The sequence below is a fragment of the Pseudomonas rhizozeae genome, from assembly GCF_031583775.1.
Classification (GTDB): domain Bacteria; phylum Pseudomonadota; class Gammaproteobacteria; order Pseudomonadales; family Pseudomonadaceae; genus Aquipseudomonas.
In genome coordinates this window covers 44,666-58,608 of the sequence record NZ_JAVLSB010000072.1, presented here as the reverse complement: position 1 = coordinate 58,608, position 13,943 = coordinate 44,666, and the positions used below count along the sequence as shown (strand labels likewise).

The window sequence follows — 13,943 nt, the reverse complement described above, 5'->3', positions numbered from 1 at the left end:
AGGAACTACGCCTACCGAGTTAAGACTCGGCCGCCGAACGGAGTTCCTCAGGCAATCCGCAAAACCTTGAAAACAAATCCATATTCGAGGGCTACGTCACGCAATCCCTGATAACGGCCGCTCATGCCGCCATGGCCTGCGCCGAGTTCGGTCTTGAGCAGCAGCAGATTGTTATCGGTTTTGCTGGCGCGAAGTTTAGCCACCCACTTGGCGGCTTCCCAATATTGCACGCGGCTGTCGTTGTAGCCGGCGATCACCAGCGTCGGCGGATACGCCTGGGCACGCACATTTTCGTAGGGGGCGTAGGCCTTGATCCGCTCGTAAACGTCCGGCTCGTCAGGATTGCCCCATTCGTCGTATTCGGTAACGGTCAGCGGCAGCTCCGGGTCGAGCATGGTGTTGAGGGTGTCGACGAACGGCACTTCGGCAATCGCCGCGCCGAACAACTCCGGACGTTGATTGAGCACGGCGCCGATCAACAAGCCGCCGGCGCTGCCGCCGCTGATCACCAGTTGCGGCGAAGTAGTGAAGCCTTCGGCGATCAGGTGTTCGGCGCAGGCAATAAAGTCGCTGAAGGTGTTGTGCTTGTGTTCCTGTTTGCCGGCGCGGTACCAGGCTTCCCCCAGCTCACCGCCGCCGCGCACATGGGCAATGGCGAAGGCGACGCCGCGATCGAGCAGGCTCAGGCGCGCGTGGGAGAACCACGGATCCAGGCTGGAGCCATAGGCGCCGTAACCGTACAAGTACAACGGAACCGGCTGCCCCAGCGCTTCCTTTTTCACCACCAGGCTGATCGGCACTTGCACACCGTCCGGCGCCGTGGCCCACAAGCGCTGGCTGACATAGGCATCGGCGTCGAACACACCGAGTACCGGCGTTTCCTTGAGCACGGTCTGTTCGCCACTGGCGAGGATCAGTTGCCGCACCTGGGCCGGGCGGTTCAAGGCCTCATAACGCAGGCGAATGCGGTCGCTGACGAACTCCAGGCTGTTCTGCACGTATAGGCTGTAGGCGGCGTCGGGCAGTTGCACGCGATAGGCCGGCAGGCCGTTCGGACGGACTTCGATGATCGGCAATCCGCCTTCGCGCAGGCTCAAGGTCAGGGCATCGGTGTTGAGCGTCACGCCGTCGAGCATCACGCTGGGGTTGTGCGGGATCAGGCTCAGCCATTCGGATGGCGTCGGCACCGCGCCGGTGTCGGCGGCGAAGTACAGGGCAAAGTTGATGCCGTCGCGGTTGGTGCGGATCAGCCAGGCCCACTCGCCGTCGAGTTTGCCGTGGTCGACGTCGTACTCATGGTCTTCGACCCGCGGCGCCAGGCAGGTGAATGGCAAGTGCGGCTGCGCGGCGTCCAGGGCCCAGACTTCGCTGGTGGTCTTGCTGCCCAATGTCAGCAACAACTGCAGCTCGGAACTGGACCGATAGCAGTGCATGAAGAAGCGCCCGTCCGGCTCATGGAACACTTCTTCGGCCGCCGTGCCATCGAGGCGATAGCGATAGAGTTTGTGCGGGCGGTGGGTGTCGTCCAGTTCGCCGAAAAACAGCGTCAGGCTGTCGTTGGCCCAGGTCATGCTGCCATCGCAGTCTTCAAAGGCCAGTTCGCTGACCTTGCCGTTGGACAGTTCCTTCACGAACAGGGTGTAAATCTCATCGCCACTGGAGTCGACGCTGTAGGCCAGGCGTTGGTGGTCCGGGCTGATGCTGAACGCGCCGAGGGAAAAGAACCCGCCGTTGGCCAGGGCGTTCGGGTCCAGCAACAACTGTTCCTGCCTGTCGTCGATCGTCAGGCTATCGTCCGCCGGGCGCGGGCAGCGGTAATGCCGCGGGTATTCGTCGCCAGCGGTGGTGCGGGTGTAATACAGATACGGGCCCCAGGGCGAGGGCAGCGACAGATCGGTTTCCAGGATTCGCCCCTTGATCTCTTCGAACAGGCTTTCGCGCAGGCCTTCCTGATCGGCCAGCTGCGCTTGCTGGTAGCTGTTTTCCGCGTTCAGGTAATCGAGGACCGGCGCGGTGTCGCGTTCTTGCAGCCAGGCATAAGGGTCATGGCCCTCGGCCTTGTGGGCAATCGGTGCATCGCTGGTGAGCGCGGTGGTCGGCATTGGGGGCTCTCGATCATTGTTCGAATAGGGCAGTTCAGACGCCGAGGCAGCCTGATGTGCGAAAAGTCGTTACTATAAGCGCCTCTTTGCCTGCCTTGCCATGGACACCATGACCGAGAACGACTATCTGATCGCCTGGGGCCTTTACGGCTTTGCCGCTTTAGGCTGCCTGTTGGTGTGGATGCGCATGACCCGCTGGATGTGGCGCTGGCTGCGCGAACCGCTGCGGTTGCTGATGGCGGTGCTGCTGTTTACCCCGACCATCGTCGACCCGGTGAAGGAAAAGATCGCCCCGGCCATCGCCATTACCGTGCTCGACTTGGCGTTGAAGGTGGGTAACAACGCCTGGCGGGCGATTTCCGATCTGTTGATGTACGGCATGATTGCTTTCGGTCTGTATCTGATTCTGGTGCTGATCCGCTTCCCGATCGAGCGCGCCTCCAAGGCTCGCCGTGAGCAGGCCGAAGCAGCGAAAGCCGCGGTACGTGCCTCGGAACCGGATGACGATCAACCGTTCGGTGTTGCTGGCGATGATCGTTATGGCCGGCCCCCGGTGCCGAGCAACCCGCAGCGGTCGCGCATCGAACCGCGGTTGTAAGCTGCCCCTGCCATTGAGCGAGAGTCCGCATGTGTGAGTTATTGGGCATGAGCGCCAATGTACCGACTGACATTGTGTTCAGCTTCACCGGGCTGATGCAGCGCGGTGGCCGTACCGGTCCGCACCGCGACGGATGGGGCATCGCCTTCTACGAAGGCCGTGGCCTGCGCCTGTTCCAGGACCCGGCGGCGAGTTCCGAGTCGGAAGTCGCCAACCTGGTGCAGCGCTATCCGATCAAGAGCGAAGTGGTGATCGGCCACATTCGCCAAGCCAACGTCGGCAAGGTCTGCCTGTCCAACACCCATCCTTTCGTGCGTGAACTCTGGGGCCGCAACTGGTGCTTCGCCCATAACGGCCAATTGGCGGACTTTCACCCAGCCAGCACGTTCTACCGGCCGGTAGGCGATACCGACAGCGAAGCGGCGTTCTGCGATTTGCTCAACCGTGTGCGCCAGGCGTTCCCCGAACCGGTCGAGGTTGAAGCGTTGTTGCCGGACTTGGTGGCGGCCTGCGCCGAATACCGCAGCAAAGGCGTGTTCAACTGCTTACTCAGCGATGGCGACTGGCTGTTCTGCTATTGCTCGACCAAACTGGCGCAAATCACTCGACGTGCCCCATTCGGCCCGGCGCGGTTGAAGGATGTCGATGTGATCGTCGACTTCCAGGCCGAAACCACGCCCGACGACGTGGTGACTGTGATCGCCACCGAACCTCTGACCGAAAACGAAACCTGGACCCGCTACGAACCGGGCCAATGGAGCCTGTGGCGACGCGGCGAATGCGTCAGCCACGGCCAGACCGAATAAGGACGTCTTGTATGTTGCTCAGTTATGTACGGCTGGTGTTGTTCGCGATTGGTCTGTTGGTCGGTGTCCAGGTGCCTGGATTTATCAGTGATTACAGTAAGCGCGTCGAAGCGCATTTGATTGAAGCGCAGACCAGCCTGCGCGGTTTCCAAGGCACCGCCGAGCAGTTTTTCAAAGGCGACTTGCAGGCGCTGGTCGCGCATTACCGCGCCAGCGACGACCCGGTGTTCCGCAGCGATGCCGACAGTCTCGGTGCCTTGCTCAACCGCCAGGTCGCGCTCGACAAGCAATACCAGGCGATGCAAGGCCCGTGGTACATCCGCTTCCTGCAAGTGGTGCTGGCCGCCGACCCGGACATTCGCAAGGAAACCTGGAATGGCTACAGCTACCAAATTTTGCTGACTCCGGAAGCCATGATCTGGGGCATGAGTGGCGCATTGCTGCTGTCGTTCGGCATCGAATGCCTGTTCCGCCTGATCGACTGGGTGGTACTCGGCGGCAAACGCCTGCGCCAGAGCCGGCCGATTGAGGATCGGGATGTGCGGGGGCTCTGACTGCAGCAATACGCAACGGACTGCTGTTGTGGCGAGGGAGCTTGCTCCCGCTCGTGAATCGCACTTTGTGGCGAGGGAGCTTGCTCCCGCTGGGCTGCGCAGCAGCCCCAAAAACCAGTCACCTCGGTATGCCAGTCAGACCGCGTGCTCAGGGTTTACGACTGCTGCGCAGCCGAGCGGGAGCAAGCTCCCTCGCCACAAGAGGCGTGTCAGTCCGCCAACACGATGTAACCCTCACCCACCTCCCGCGCATACCCCGCCAACACCTGCCGACACAACGCCACCACTTCCTCGACCCATTCCACGCCCACCCGCCATGACACCACCACCTGTAAGTTCGGCGGGCGTTGTTCGAGGGCCAGTAAGGTCAATTCGCCGCGCGCCAGTTCCTCGGCCACCAGCACCGGGGGCAGGGCGCCGATGCCGAAGCCGTCGCGCAACAATCGGGTGATCGCCGACACCGAATTCACGCAGTTCAGCCGTGGCGTCAGCACGCCATTGGCCTGCATCAGCGCGAGCACGTCCTGGTGTGGGTGGGAATTCTTCGAGTAAGTGATGATCCGCTCTTGTGCCAGGTCGGCGACGCTGGCGTATTCGCGGTTGTAGATCGAGTGGCTGGCGACGATCCAGCCCATGGGATGGCTGGCAAGCTCCAGGCTGCGCACGCTTTCCTGGCGCAGCAGGTCGGTTTGCAGGATCAGATCGAGAAAGCCTTTTTGCAGTTGATCGCAGAGGTTGAGCGAGGTATCGGCCACCAGTTCGATCTCCACCCGCGGGTAGTCCTCGGTCATCCGCGCTACCAAGGGGCTGAGCCAGGTGTGGATCACCGTGTCCATGACCCCGATGCGGATGCGCCCGACCTTGCTCGAACGGGTTTCGATCGACTGCTTGAGCGCCTGCATGGTATCGATCATTTGCTCGGCGTACTCAAGCACTTTCAAGCCTTCCGGCGTCAGGCTCACACCGCGTGAATCACGCAGGAACAGCTTCACCCCCAGCTCGCTTTCAAGCACGGCGATGCGGCTGGAAATCGACGCCTGGGTGGTGAACAGCTTGTCTGCGGTCAGGCGAAAACTCTTGAGCCGGGCGACCCAGACGAAGGTCTCGAGAAACTTCAGGTTCATGGGGATAAGGTTTTCTTATGCCTAAGGCGGGTTTTTATTAGTTGGACGCCGCGCGCCGCGAGCGCCAAAAATCGACGCATCCGGCCACCACGATAGGCGTCGTGGCGGCTCAGAACAATACCAATAAAAGCTGCGCGGAGATTCGCCATGAGTGCCCCCGACACCCTCGACATCCCCAAGGCCACGACCCGGCCAGGCCCGTTCGACTGGTACCGCAACATCAATCAGCAGGAACGCCGCACGTTCTGGAGTTGCAAGATCGGCTACGGCCTGGACGGCATGGACACGCAGATGCTCAGCTTCGTCGTGCCGACCCTGATCGCAATGTGGGGCATCACCACCGGCGAAGCGGGGCTGATCCACACCAGCACCCTGATTGCCTCGGCCATTGGCGGTTGGGTCGCCGGGATTCTTTCCGACCGCATCGGCCGCGTGCGCACCTTGCAATTGACGGTGCTGTGGTTTGCCTTCTTTACCTTCCTCTGCGGTTTCGCCCAGAACTACGAACAACTGCTCATCAGCCGCACCTTGATGGGCTTCGGCTTCGGCGGCGAATGGACCGCTGGCGCGGTGCTGATGGGGGAAGTGATTCGCGCCAAAGACCGTGGCAAAGCGGTGGGCATGGTGCAATCCGGCTGGGCCTTGGGCTGGGGGCTGACGGCGATTCTGTATGCGCTGCTGTTCTCCGTGTTGCCGCCGGAAGACGCCTGGCGTGCGCTGTTTATCCTCGGCATCGTCCCGGCGATCTTCGTGATCTTCGTCCGGCGCCTGGTCAAGGACCCGGAAATCTACCGCCAGGCCAAGGCCCTCCAGGAGCCGAGCAACCCGGCCCGGTTCTACGAGATTTTCGCCCCCGGCATCCTGTTCACCACGATTCGCGCCTCGATCCTGACCACTGGCGCCCTCGGCGGTTACTACGCGATCACCTCGTGGCTGCCGACCTTCCTCAAGAACGAACGAGGTCTAAGCGTGCTGGGCACCGGCGGTTATCTGGCCATGGTGATCATCGGTTCCTACGTCGGTTACGTCATCAGTGCGTACTTGACTGACATCCTCGGGCGAAAAAAGAACTTCATCCTGTTTGCCGTCGGCTCGTTCACCATCGTCCTGCTGTACACCCAATTGCCGGTGAGCAATGGCGTGATGCTGTGGTTGGGCTTCCCGCTGGGTTTCTTCGCCTCAGGGATTTTCAGCGGCATGGGGGCGTTTCTGACCGAGTTGTTTCCGACGCGGATTCGTGGCTCTGGCCAGGGTTTCTGCTACAACATTGGCCGGGCCCTGGCGGCGCTGTTTCCGCTGTTGATCGGGCTGCTCAGCCAGCATGTGCCACTGAGTGTCGGCATCGGCGCGTTTGCGGCGGTGTCCTATGGTGTGGTGATCGTCGCCGCGCTGAGTTTGCCGGAGACCCGCGGCAAGCAATTGGATGCGCAATAGCTCAACGCTTAAGAACTGATAGCCTGTGGGGCAACCGTCCCACAGTAGAACGATAAAATTCCCACAGGAGCACGCACCGTGAGCCGCCTGTTATTGAACTGCGACATCGGCGAAAGCTTTGGCAACTGGACCATGGGTCTGGACGCCGACGTCATGCCTTACATCGATTGCGCCAACGTCGCCTGCGGCTTCCATGCCGGCGACCCGAGCATCATGCGCAAAACCGTTGGCCTGGCCCTGAGAAACGGCGTGCTGATCGGCGCACACCCGGCTTATCAGGATCTGGCGGGGTTCGGTCGCCGCTCCATGGCCTACACCGCCGAAGAGCTGCGCGACCTGCTGCATTACCAGATCGGCGCGCTGGACGGCATTTGTCGAGCTCAGGATGGCCAGGTCAGTTACGTCAAACCCCACGGCGCGATGTACAACGACATGATGGCCAACCCGGCGCAATTGCGCACGGTGATCCAGGCCGTCGCCGACTACAATCCGCAATTGCCGTTGATGTTGCTGGCGACCCGTGACAACAGTGCGGCGCAAGCCCTGGGCGATGAATACGGCGTGACCCTGTGGTTCGAGGCGTTCGCCGACCGTGCCTACGACAGCGCCGGCAAACTGGTCTCGCGCCAGTTGCCGGGCGCCGTGCATCACGATCCTGAAGACATACTTCAGCAAGCCATGACCATCGCCCGTGGTGACGCCCTGGTCGCCAGCGACGGCAGTGCCCTGCAGTTGCAGGCCCACACCTTGTGCGTGCACGGCGACAACGCCAGTTCGGTGGCGGCCGTGCGGCGCATCCGTGAGGCGCTGAATCAGCAGTTCGCGCCATGAAGCCACGGGTGGAAGTGGTGGCGGTGGATTGTCTGATGGTGCGGCTGTTCGATGAAATCGCCGAGGCCAACATGCCGTGGATGCTCGCGGCCAGCGACAACCTGCGAGCAGCGTTCGGCGCGCAGTTGATCGACCTGGTGCCGTCCTACACCACATTGATGGTGCATTACGATGTGCTCGCGCTGGACCCGGCGCAGGCTCGCGAATTGATTACCGAAGCGTTGATCGATCTGTCGCCCAACGCCCGCGCCAGCGGCCAGTGCCATGTGCTGCCGGTCTGGTATGACCTGAGCGTCGGCCCGGAATTGACCCTGTTGGCACAGCGCGCAGGCCTCCAGGTCAGCGAGGTGATTCGCCGGCACAGCGAGCATGAGTACCAAGTGTTCGCCTTGGGTTTCGCCCCCGGGTTTGCCTTTATGGGCCTGGTGGACGAAGCGCTGGCAGCGCCGCGATTGAACACGCCGCGCAAAAAGGTCGCGGCCGGGAGCGTCGGCATTGCCGAGCGGCAAACCGCGGCCTACCCGGTGGTGTCCCCCGGTGGCTGGAACCTGATCGGCCGCACTCCGGCCAGGTTGTTTGACCGCGAGCGCGATGGCTACAGCCTGATGCAGCCGGGCGACACCGTGCGTTTCGCCGCCGTCGAGCATGCTGAATTCATCCGCCTGGGCGGCGACGACACACCGCTGGAGGCGTTGGCATGAGCCATTTATCGATCGAAGCCAGCACCCCGCTGTGCCTGTTGCAGGACGCCGGCCGTTTTGGCGTGCGGCACCTGGGCGTGACCCAGGGCGGCGGGCTGGATTGGCGTTCGTTGTCTTGGGCTAATTGGTTGCTGGGCAATCAACTGAACGCGCCGGTCATCGAAATTACCCTCGGCGGCTTCTGTGTGGTGGCCGAAGAAGATTGCCTGCTGGCGCTGGCCGGCGCTGATCTTGGCGCACAGCTCGACGGCCAGGCTTTGCTGCCATGGCGCAGTTTCAAACTGCGCAAAGGCCAGCGCTTGCAGTTCACTCAGCCGCTCTCCGGAGCCCGCGCCTATCTGGCCGCGCCCGGTGGGTTCGATGCGCCCAAGGTCTTGGGTAGCAGCGCCACCGTGGTCCGCGAAGCGCTCGGTGGCCCGGATGGCCTCGGTCGGCCGCTGGCCAAAGGCGCGACCCTGAGCTACCACGGCGAACCGCCCTTGCTGGTACGAACACTGCCCGACGAGCACGTGCCGAACTTCAACACTGACGCACCGCTGGATCTGGTACTCGGCGCCCAGCACGGACAGTTCACCGGCCTGAGTCTGTTCGACGCCTTCAACACGCCCTGGACCCTCGACAGCCGCGGCGACCGCATGGGCATCCGCCTGCTCGGCGCGGCGCTGGAATACCAGGGCCAGCCGATGATCTCCGAGGGCATTCCCCTCGGCGCCGTGCAAGTGCCGCCGGACGGCCAGCCGATCGTGCTGCTCAATGACCGGCAGACGATCGGCGGTTATCCAAGGTTGGGGGCATTGACGCCGTTATCGCTGGCGCGACTGGCACAGTGTTTGCCAGGGGCGGCGGTGCGGTTGCGACCGGTGGTGCAGGAGGTGGCGCATCGGGAGCAGGTCGAGTATTTGCGGCGCTTTTGACTGTGGCGAGGGAGCTTGCTCCCGCTAGGCTGCGAAGCGGCCTCTCTTTTAGAAAGCAGGGCCTGCTGCGCAGTCCAGCGGGAGCAAGCTCCCTCGCCACAGGGGTGGTGGCTTACTTGGACAAAAACCGCATCCCTTCCTCCAACCCCCGTAACGTCAGGGGGTACATCTGGTCGTCGATCAGGTCGCGCACGATATTGGTCGAGGAGGTGTAGCCCCACGTGTCTTTCGGGTAGGGGTTGATCCAGATGATTTTTTTGTACTTCTCCATGAAACGTTGCATCCAGACGTAGCCGGCCTCTTCGTTCCAGTGTTCGACGCTGCCGCCGGCCTGGGTGATTTCGTAGGGCGCCATGGCGGCGTCGCCGATGAAGATCACTTTGTAGTCGGCGCCGTACTTGTGCAACAGGTCCTGGGTGGAGAAGCGCTCGGAGGTACGGCGCATATTGTTCTTCCACACTGATTCATAAATGAAGTTGTGGAAGTAGAAGTACTCCAGGTGCTTGAACTCGGTCTTGCAGGCGGAGAACAGTTCTTCGCAGATTTTTACATGGGCGTCCATCGAGCCGCCGATGTCGAACAGCAGCAACAGCTTGACGGTGTTGCGGCGCTCGGGGCGCATCTGGATGTTCAGCAGCCCGGCATCCTTGGCGGTGTGGTCGATGGTGCCGTCGATGTCGAGTTCTTCCGCCGCGCCCTGGCGGGCGAATTTGCGCAAGCGGCGCAGCGCGACCTTGATGTTGCGCGTGCCCAGTTCCACCGAGTCGTCGAGGTTCTTGTACTCGCGCTGGTCCCAGACTTTCGCCGCTTTGCCCTGACGCTTGCCGGCGTCGCCCACGCGAATGCCTTCCGGGTTGAAGCCCCCGGAACCGAACGGGCTGGTGCCACCGGTGCCGATCCACTTGTTGCCGCCGGCGTGGCGCTCTTTCTGTTCTTCCAGGCGTTTCTTGAACTCCTCGATCAACTTATCGAGGCCGCCGAGAGATTGAATGGCCGCGCGCTCTTCATCGGTCAGCGAGCGCTCGAATTCCTTGCGCAGCCAGTCTTCGGGAATCAACGCCTGCAAGTGATCGTCGAGTTTTTCCAGGCCATTGAAGTAGGCGCTGAAGGCGCGGTCGAATTTATCGAAATGTCGCTCGTCCTTGACCAGGATCGCCCGGGACAAGTAGTAAAACTCGTCCATGTCAGCGAAGGTCACCCGTTGTTTAAGGGCGTTGATCAGGTCCAGCAGTTCGCGCACCGAAACCGGGACCTTGGCCGCGCGCATTTCGTTGAACAGATTCAGCAGCATGGCATCAGCCTCTTAGCGCGTGCCGCGACGGCTCATGAACGCCAGGCGCTCCAGCAGTTGCACGTCCTGTTCGTTCTTGACCAGCGCGCCGGCCAGCGGCGGGATGGCTTTGGTCGGATCGCGCTCGCGCAGCACCGCCTCGCCGATGTTGTCGGCCATCAGCAGTTTCAGCCAGTCCACCAGTTCCGAGGTCGACGGCTTCTTTTTCAGGCCCGGCACTTTGCGCACGTCAAAGAACACGTCGAGGGCTTCGCTGACCAGGTCTTTCTTGATGTCCGGGTAGTGCACATCGACGATTTTCTGCAGCGTGGTGCGGTCCGGGAAGGCGATGTAATGGAAGAAGCAACGACGCAGGAAGGCATCCGGCAGCTCTTTCTCGTTGTTGGAGGTAATGATGATGATCGGGCGAACCTTGGCCTTGATGGTCTCGTCGATTTCGTAGACATAGAACTCCATCTTGTCGAGTTCTTGCAGCAAGTCGTTGGGGAACTCGATGTCGGCCTTGTCGATTTCGTCGATCAGCAGAATCACCCGTTCCTCGGACTCGAACGCCTCCCAGAGCTTGCCTTTCTTCAGGTAATTGCGAACGTCGTGGACTTTTTCCGTGCCCAGTTGCGAGTCGCGCAGACGGCTGACCGCGTCGTACTCGTACAGGCCCTGGTGCGCCTTGGTGGTGGATTTGATGTGCCAGGTAATCAGCTTCGCGCCAAAGGATTCGGCCAGTTGCTCGGCGAGCATGGTCTTGCCGGTGCCCGGCTCACCCTTGACCAGCAATGGTCGCTCCAGGGTGATGGCGGCGTTGACCGCCAGCTTCAGGTCTTCGGTGGCGACGTAGGCCTGGGTGCCTTCGAACTTCATCTGCTAATCCTCGAACGGTAACGCCGGCCTGACACGCAGGGCGGGGCGGGGAAATTGGGGCTATCCCGACTATAACGCGCCGCCCGGTCAACTGTGAACGCAGACGACTTATTCAGTCTCTGAATGGGGCGTCACATGCTGACTCAGTTTCGGCGCGTGGCCAGTATTCAGGTATCGCCTTTTTGGCGATAGCCTCTGCGGCATGTGTACTAGATACCGAGGACATCCAGATCGGCGCCGATACCTTGTACCTTGATGCTTTGGCGCAGAACGCGAAGGATGAGAACACACGGATTTTCATCGATTGGCGCGCTCGTACAGGCTTGCCGCTCAATCAAGCGGCCGAGGCGCTGGGTGTCAGTGCCCGGAGCATCAGCCGCTACAGCAGCGGACGGGAACCGGTGCCTCGATCGTTGGCATTGGCTTGTCTGGGCTGGGATTCTCTGCAACCTGCGCCAGCGCTGAACGCGGCCGAAGACACCGGCCGCTACACCGCCACTCGTAAACCCTAACCCGCTTCCGGCTTGGGCTGTTCATACCGCGCGTTGAAGGCCTGGACGAAGCCGTTTCGCAGGATCTGCAGGAACGCCTGGAAGGCGCTGATGTTCTGCTGATGCACGTTGCCGCTGAGTTCGACGCGGGTGGCGAACTGGTTTTTGCTCTGGTTTTTCAACACGGTTTCGCTCGCACCGACCAGCGCTTCCCAGACGGAGCGAAACAGGCCTTTGTTTTTGTTCTCCACGTCTTGCTGCCAGTTGAACACGTCGACGTCCTTGAGCAGCGGCTTGATGTAACCGGTCAATTGGGCTTTTTTCGCCTGGGCTTCGATCACCACGTCGCCATGGCCGGCGTTGAAATCGAATTTGCCGTAAGCCGAAGCAAAATCGTTCATGCGCTTGAGTTCGATATCGCGGGCACGCAGGCGGAATTCGAAGTCTTCGAAATTGCTCAGCGGGTCGAAAGTCGCTGTGGCCTCCAGCGGCGCATGCCCCAGTAACAGAGCCTTGCCGTCGAAGCGCGCGTCGCGCCGGCCTTCGGTGTCGACCACGTTGGTCAGGTTATAGACGCTGGCGTTGATGTCGGTGGCGCTCATGTTCACCGGCGGTTTGGAGTTGAAATTGCGGAAGGTGATCTTGCCGTCGGCGATACGTACTTCGTTGAGGGTGACTGGCAACAGCTTGCCCAATTGTTCACGCCAGTCCGTGCCTTCACCGGTCTGGGAGTTTTGTTTGTTGGCGCCGCCGTCGACGAAGTTGACTTCAGGATTGACGAACAGTACCTCAGCCACCACCGCATGGTCGTACCACAGCGAATGCCAGCTCACCGACAGGTCAATCATCGGCGCCTTGACGAACGGCACCGGCACTTTACCGTCGACTTTGACGATCTCCAGCCCATTGATCTTGTAGGCGCCGCGCCACCAGGCCAGGTCGACATCGACGATTTGCCCCCGGTAGTCGCCCATGTTCGCCAACTTCTCGTTGAGATAGTCGCGAACCATATAAGGCAGGGCAATATGCAGGGCCACCACCAGTACAACCAGGCCAGCGAGGGTCCACAAGGGCCAACTGTAACGACGTTTCATGGGCACAGCCTCAGGCAGTATTAAGCGATGGACTGCGCCGCTCGGCAGACGTTCGCCTCGACTGGACGACCGCTGGCACGAGGCATACCCTTGGACGCTATTTCCACGCTGTATAAGGACCCAGCCATGAGCCGTATTTTTGCTGACAATGCCCATTCCATCGGCAACACGCCGCTGGTGCAGATCAACCGGATTGCACCGCGCGGGGTGACCATCCTGGCGAAGATCGAGGGGCGCAACCCCGGCTATTCGGTCAAATGCCGGATCGGCGCCAACATGATCTGGGACGCCGAAAGCAGCGGCAAACTCAAGCCTGGCATGACCATCGTCGAACCCACGTCCGGCAACACCGGCATTGGCCTGGCCTTCGTTGCCGCCGCCCGTGGCTATAAGTTGATGCTGACCATGCCGGCGTCGATGAGTATCGAACGGCGCAAGGTGCTCAAGGCATTGGGGGCTGAACTGGTCCTGACCGAGCCTGCGAAGGGCATGAAAGGGGCGATCGAGAAGGCCGGTGAAATCGTCACCAGCGACCCGTCGAAATACTTTATGCCGGCGCAATTCGAAAACCCGGCCAACCCGGCAATTCACGAGAAAACTACCGGTCCGGAGATCTGGAACGACACCGATGGCGCCGTCGACGTGCTGATCGCCGGCGTGGGAACAGGTGGAACCATCACCGGCGTTTCGCGGTATATCAAGAATACTCAGGGCAAACCGATTCTGTCGGTGGCGGTCGAGCCGGTTGCCTCGCCGGTGATCACCCAGGCGCTGGCCGGCGAGGAAATCAAGCCGAGCCCGCACAAAATTCAGGGCATCGGCGCCGGTTTCGTGCCGAAGAACCTGGACCTTTCCATGGTCGACCGCGTGGAATTGGTGACCGACGACGAGTCCAAGGCCATGGCGTTGCGCTTGATGCAGGAAGAGGGGATTTTGTGCGGCATTTCCTGTGGGGCGGCGATGGCAGTGGCGGTGCGCCTGGCCGAAACCCCGGAAATGCAGGGCAAGACTATCGTGGTGATCCTGCCGGACTCCGGTGAACGCTACCTGTCGAGCATGCTGTTCAGCGATTTGTTTACCGATCAGGAAACCCAGCAATAACGTTCATGTGTCGCCAGGCTGATTCAGGTCAGCCCTGGTTCAGC

At 61.3% G+C, this 13,943-nt stretch carries 13 protein-coding genes and 1 pseudogene; 9 read left to right on the top strand and 5 right to left on the bottom strand.

Annotation, left to right across the window (positions count from 1 at the left end):
• Positions 1–47: 47 nt before the first annotated feature.
• A complete protein-coding gene (locus RG836_RS25095; RefSeq protein ID WP_310850392.1) occupies positions 48–2,102 on the bottom strand; it encodes a S9 family peptidase in 2,055 nt (684 codons plus the stop codon).
• 100 nt (positions 2,103–2,202) lie between these two features.
• Between RG836_RS25095 and RG836_RS25090 the strand changes: the two genes are divergently transcribed.
• The 3 genes from RG836_RS25090 to RG836_RS25080 are packed head-to-tail and all read left to right on the top strand — an operon-like array spanning position 2,203 to position 4,060.
• Positions 2,203–2,700, top strand: coding sequence for an MFS transporter (locus tag RG836_RS25090; RefSeq protein WP_310850391.1), 498 nt, complete (start codon positions 2,203–2,205; stop codon positions 2,698–2,700).
• Positions 2,701–2,729: 29 nt separating this feature from the next.
• On the top strand, positions 2,730–3,506 hold the full coding sequence (locus RG836_RS25085; protein ID WP_310850390.1) for a class II glutamine amidotransferase: 777 nt from the start codon (positions 2,730–2,732) through the stop codon (positions 3,504–3,506).
• Between the two features lie 11 nt (positions 3,507–3,517).
• Positions 3,518–4,060: a DUF2937 family protein gene (locus RG836_RS25080; protein ID WP_310850389.1), complete on the top strand. Its 543-nt coding sequence runs from the start codon at positions 3,518–3,520 to the stop codon at positions 4,058–4,060.
• Positions 4,061–4,269: 209 nt separating this feature from the next.
• On the opposite strand, the gene RG836_RS25075 is transcribed toward RG836_RS25080, so the two are convergent.
• Entirely contained in the window at positions 4,270–5,184 is a 915-nt protein-coding gene (locus tag RG836_RS25075; RefSeq protein ID WP_310850388.1) for a LysR family transcriptional regulator, read from the bottom strand.
• A 147-nt stretch (positions 5,185–5,331) separates the two neighbouring features.
• Here RG836_RS25075 and RG836_RS25070 point away from each other — a divergent pair, with 147 nt between their 5' ends.
• The 4 genes from RG836_RS25070 to RG836_RS25055 all read left to right on the top strand — a co-directional run bounded on the left by RG836_RS25070 (position 5,332) and on the right by RG836_RS25055 (position 9,064).
• Positions 5,332–6,618: an MFS transporter gene (locus RG836_RS25070; RefSeq protein ID WP_310850387.1), complete on the top strand. Its 1,287-nt coding sequence runs from the start codon at positions 5,332–5,334 to the stop codon at positions 6,616–6,618.
• Positions 6,619–6,696: 78 nt separating this feature from the next.
• Positions 6,697–7,449 carry a 5-oxoprolinase subunit PxpA gene (locus RG836_RS25065; RefSeq protein ID WP_310850386.1) on the top strand — a complete coding sequence of 251 codons (753 nt, stop codon included), beginning with the start codon at positions 6,697–6,699 and terminating at the stop codon, positions 7,447–7,449.
• On the top strand, positions 7,446–8,150 hold the full coding sequence (gene pxpB, locus RG836_RS25060) for a 5-oxoprolinase subunit PxpB (protein WP_310850385.1): 705 nt from the start codon (positions 7,446–7,448) through the stop codon (positions 8,148–8,150). Before RG836_RS25065 ends, pxpB begins: the two co-directional genes overlap by 4 nt.
• Positions 8,147–9,064: a 5-oxoprolinase subunit C family protein gene (locus RG836_RS25055; RefSeq protein WP_310850384.1), complete on the top strand. Its 918-nt coding sequence runs from the start codon at positions 8,147–8,149 to the stop codon at positions 9,062–9,064. The genes pxpB and RG836_RS25055 overlap by 4 nt, the downstream gene beginning before the upstream one ends.
• A gap of 112 nt (positions 9,065–9,176) precedes the next feature.
• Here RG836_RS25055 and RG836_RS25050 read toward each other — a convergent pair whose 3' ends face one another.
• Both RG836_RS25050 and RG836_RS25045 read right to left on the bottom strand, forming a co-directional pair.
• On the bottom strand, positions 9,177–10,355 hold the full coding sequence (locus RG836_RS25050; RefSeq protein WP_310850383.1) for a vWA domain-containing protein: 1,179 nt from the start codon (positions 10,353–10,355) through the stop codon (positions 9,177–9,179).
• Between the two features lie 12 nt (positions 10,356–10,367).
• On the bottom strand, positions 10,368–11,213 hold the full coding sequence (locus RG836_RS25045) for an AAA family ATPase (protein ID WP_310850382.1): 846 nt from the start codon (positions 11,211–11,213) through the stop codon (positions 10,368–10,370).
• Between the two features lie 221 nt (positions 11,214–11,434).
• Between RG836_RS25045 and RG836_RS25040 the strand changes: the two are divergent.
• A pseudogene (locus tag RG836_RS25040) lies at positions 11,435–11,725 on the top strand (helix-turn-helix domain-containing protein); the annotation flags it as partial.
• Here RG836_RS25040 and RG836_RS25035 read toward each other — a convergent pair.
• Positions 11,722–12,798 carry a DUF748 domain-containing protein gene (locus RG836_RS25035; RefSeq protein ID WP_310850381.1) on the bottom strand — a complete coding sequence of 359 codons (1,077 nt, stop codon included), beginning with the start codon at positions 12,796–12,798 and terminating at the stop codon, positions 11,722–11,724. The pseudogene RG836_RS25040 and the gene RG836_RS25035 overlap by 4 nt on opposite strands.
• A 126-nt stretch (positions 12,799–12,924) precedes the next feature.
• Here RG836_RS25035 and cysK point away from each other — a divergent pair, with 126 nt between their 5' ends.
• Positions 12,925–13,899, top strand: coding sequence for a cysteine synthase A (gene cysK / locus RG836_RS25030; RefSeq protein ID WP_310850380.1), 975 nt, complete (start codon positions 12,925–12,927; stop codon positions 13,897–13,899).
• Positions 13,900–13,943: the final 44 nt, after the last annotated feature.

Excerpts from the sequence above, each read along its gene's own strand:
- RG836_RS25095 (WP_310850392.1), bottom strand. The coding sequence starts at position 2,102 with ATGCCGACCACCGCGCTCACCAGCGATGCACCGATTGCCCACAAGGCC.
- RG836_RS25090 (WP_310850391.1), top strand. The coding sequence starts at position 2,203 with ATGGACACCATGACCGAGAACGACTATCTGATCGCCTGGGGCCTTTAC.
- RG836_RS25085 (WP_310850390.1), top strand. The coding sequence starts at position 2,730 with ATGTGTGAGTTATTGGGCATGAGCGCCAATGTACCGACTGACATTGTG.
- RG836_RS25080 (WP_310850389.1), top strand. The coding sequence starts at position 3,518 with ATGTTGCTCAGTTATGTACGGCTGGTGTTGTTCGCGATTGGTCTGTTG.
- RG836_RS25075 (WP_310850388.1), bottom strand. The coding sequence starts at position 5,184 with ATGAACCTGAAGTTTCTCGAGACCTTCGTCTGGGTCGCCCGGCTCAAG.
- RG836_RS25070 (WP_310850387.1), top strand. The coding sequence starts at position 5,332 with ATGAGTGCCCCCGACACCCTCGACATCCCCAAGGCCACGACCCGGCCA.
- pxpB (WP_310850385.1), top strand. The coding sequence starts at position 7,446 with ATGAAGCCACGGGTGGAAGTGGTGGCGGTGGATTGTCTGATGGTGCGG.
- RG836_RS25055 (WP_310850384.1), top strand. The coding sequence starts at position 8,147 with ATGAGCCATTTATCGATCGAAGCCAGCACCCCGCTGTGCCTGTTGCAG.
- RG836_RS25050 (WP_310850383.1), bottom strand. The coding sequence starts at position 10,355 with ATGCTGCTGAATCTGTTCAACGAAATGCGCGCGGCCAAGGTCCCGGTT.
- RG836_RS25045 (WP_310850382.1), bottom strand. The coding sequence starts at position 11,213 with ATGAAGTTCGAAGGCACCCAGGCCTACGTCGCCACCGAAGACCTGAAG.
- RG836_RS25035 (WP_310850381.1), bottom strand. The coding sequence starts at position 12,798 with ATGAAACGTCGTTACAGTTGGCCCTTGTGGACCCTCGCTGGCCTGGTT.
- cysK (WP_310850380.1), top strand. The coding sequence starts at position 12,925 with ATGAGCCGTATTTTTGCTGACAATGCCCATTCCATCGGCAACACGCCG.